This window comes from Corallococcus sp. CA041A, assembly GCF_003612075.1.
Classification (GTDB): domain Bacteria; phylum Myxococcota; class Myxococcia; order Myxococcales; family Myxococcaceae; genus Corallococcus; species Corallococcus exiguus.
Genome location: NZ_RAWF01000496.1, coordinates 1 through 2421, shown reverse-complemented (window position 1 = coordinate 2421; position 2421 = coordinate 1). Strand labels below are relative to the sequence as shown.

General features: G+C 76.1%; 3 protein-coding genes. All 3 read right to left on the bottom strand.

Annotated elements, in window-relative coordinates:
• Positions 1 to 43: 43 nt before the first annotated feature.
• Positions 44 to 655 (bottom strand): isoprenylcysteine carboxylmethyltransferase family protein, encoded by a 612-nt coding sequence (locus tag D7V77_RS41575; RefSeq protein WP_120581675.1) that lies wholly within the window; start codon positions 653 to 655, stop codon positions 44 to 46.
• Positions 652 to 1926, bottom strand: coding sequence for a hypothetical protein (locus D7V77_RS41570; protein WP_120581674.1), 1275 nt, complete (start codon positions 1924 to 1926; stop codon positions 652 to 654). Before D7V77_RS41570 ends, D7V77_RS41575 begins: the two co-directional genes overlap by 4 nt.
• A partial coding sequence (locus D7V77_RS45870; protein WP_199733992.1) for a hypothetical protein occupies positions 1908 to 2421 on the bottom strand: 514 nt, incomplete at its 5' end. The genes D7V77_RS41570 and D7V77_RS45870, both read right to left, overlap by 19 nt.

Genomic DNA, 2421 nt, shown 5'->3' with positions numbered 1-2421 from the left:
CGGGTGAAGCGGAGACGGGGGCGAGGGCGGGCTGCATGGGGCCTCAGAGGTAGCGGGAGACGCGCTGGCGGTAGCGCGCGTAGGCCTCGCCGAGGCGGGCGGAGAGGTAGCGCTCCTCCTGGAGCACCAGCCCGTGGAACAGCCCCCCCAGCACCGCGCACGCCCCGAGCGTCACCAGCGACGGAGCCCAGAACGAGGCGCCCACGAGGTACAGGTAGGAGAAGACGTAGATGGGGTTGCGCGAGTAGCGGTGGAGTCCTCTCTCGTGCAGCACGGGCGGGGCCTCCCCCGCGTCCACGCCGATGCGGAACCTTGCGCCCATGCCGTACTGCGCCGCCAGCATGCCCACCAGCCCGAGCACGCCCAGCGCCCAGCCCACCTCCGGCGGAAGGGCCAGCAGGGGCCGTCCCCAGGGCCGCTCGGACCAGCGCGGCCAGAGCGCCGCCGCCGCCACCGAGCCGACCCACACCAGCGAGGCGCCGCTGATCCGCCGCGTGAGGCCCGTGTGGGCGGAGTCGGCCCCGGTGCTCCGGTAGGCCAGCGGGCTGCGGCCGAAGCGCAGGCGGTAGACGAGGCTGGAGCCCAGGTGCCCCAGCAGCAGGTGCAGCGAGATGAAACCCAGGTAGAGCGCGGGCGCGTCGCGAAGCCCCTTCATGGTCCCACCACCTCCGCCGGAAGCCCGAAGCCCGAGGACGCCCAGCCCGCGAGCTGATCGGTGAAGTCGCGCAGCTCGCCCCGGGTCCACAGTCCCTCGAACGTCGCCGTGTTGATGTTGAGCGTGTCGCCAAAGCCCAGGCCCGTCGCGCCCCAGGTGGCCGTGTGGCTGCGCAGGGAGTGGATGCGGAAGGGCGCGTCCACGAAGTGCTTGTCGAGCTGCCCCAGGTAGGTCGCCACCAGCGTGTTGGTGCGGGGCTCGGCCACCAGCCCGGGGCGCGCGTTGCGCCGCAGCACGGGCCCCGGGGCGAGCCGCGCCACCGCCATGCACTCCAGCGCCGTCGTCCAGTGCACGCCCTCGTCGAGCACGCGCCGCAGCGCCTCGCGCATCAGCGCCGCCAGGGCGGGCGCGTCCTCCAGCCGGGCGCGGACCTCCCGCAGGGGAAGCTCCAGCGGCACCGTCGAGCAGCCGTTGCCCAGCATCCGCCCCAGCCCCAGCATGCGCCGCAGGTCCACCGGCACCCGCAGGCGGATGAGCCCGTCCTTCGTGGGCTCGCGCAGCGCGACGCCCGCCAGCAGCGCGGCGAAGAAGACCTCCGAGGCCTGGACGTCCGTGCGGCCAGCCGGGAGTGTCAGGCGCGCCGTCGCCATCAACGAGCGGCCCGCGGTGTCTCCACTGCGGCGCAGGCCCAGGCCCCGCTGCGCGAGGAGCCGGCGGCGGGGGCTCGCGAGGCCCAGCACCCGGCCCGGCCCGCGCAGCGCCGCGAGCAGCACCTTGCCATCCGTCAGCGTCGAGGGGCCCAGCGGGGGCGACTCCGACGCGCGCCCCGCGCAGTGCAGCCAGAGCCGCTCCAGCAGGTGGGCGAGCGCCTTGGCGTCCCCAATCGCGTGGTGGAGCTGGATGGCGAGCAGCCACGGGCCCGGCGCGCCATCGGCCAGGGGGTGGAGGTGCAGCCGCAGCGGCACGTCCCTCGCGAGGTCCACCCGGGTGTTGATGACCCGCGTCACCGCCTCGGGCTCGTCCAGCGGCTCGGCGCCTTCCAGCAGGGCCGCGTCCACCGCCTCGTCCGTGCGCGGCGCGGGCACCCACGCACCGTGCGCGTCGTCCCAGGCCACGTTGAGGCGCTCGCTCTCGCGCACCAGGGCGCGCAAGGCCCCGCGCAGCCGCGCCACGTCGGGCCGCGCGTCGATGCGCAGCAGCACCGTGGCCCAGATGGTGGCCACCTCGCCGTCCAGCCGCGCGAGGAGCGTGTCTACGAAGTTCGCGCGCATCGCTCCACCCATCCGCTCCACAGGGCCCGGGCCGCCTCGCCGTCCAGCCGCGCCCGCCCCACCGCCTCGCGCGCCCGCTCCGGCGCCGGCAGGTGCTGGAAGACGATGTCGTCGGGCGCGTCCAGGCGCTGGCGGAGGCCCGTCGGCAGGTAGCCCGCCGCGAGGAGCACGGGCGTGGCCTCGGCCACCCGCTGGGGCTCGCCCATGGACAGGTGGACGAGGTCCACGCGCGCCCGCGAGGACGGGAGCGCCGTGGCCCCCTGCCCTTCCCCGGCAGGCCCCACCAGCTCCCGCCGTTCGAGCCGCAGGGACTCGTTCCAGTCGAGCGGGCGCAGCACGAGGCCCCCGGCGCGAGGGCGGCGCTCCAGCGGCGTCAGCTCCACCGTCCCCGGCAGGCCCGAGGCGGCGAGGATGGACGCGAGCCACTCCCCCCACGGCCCCGCGGGCAGGAAGCGCCGGCGCGGAGGCAGCGGCGCGAGCACCGTCGTCATCGCC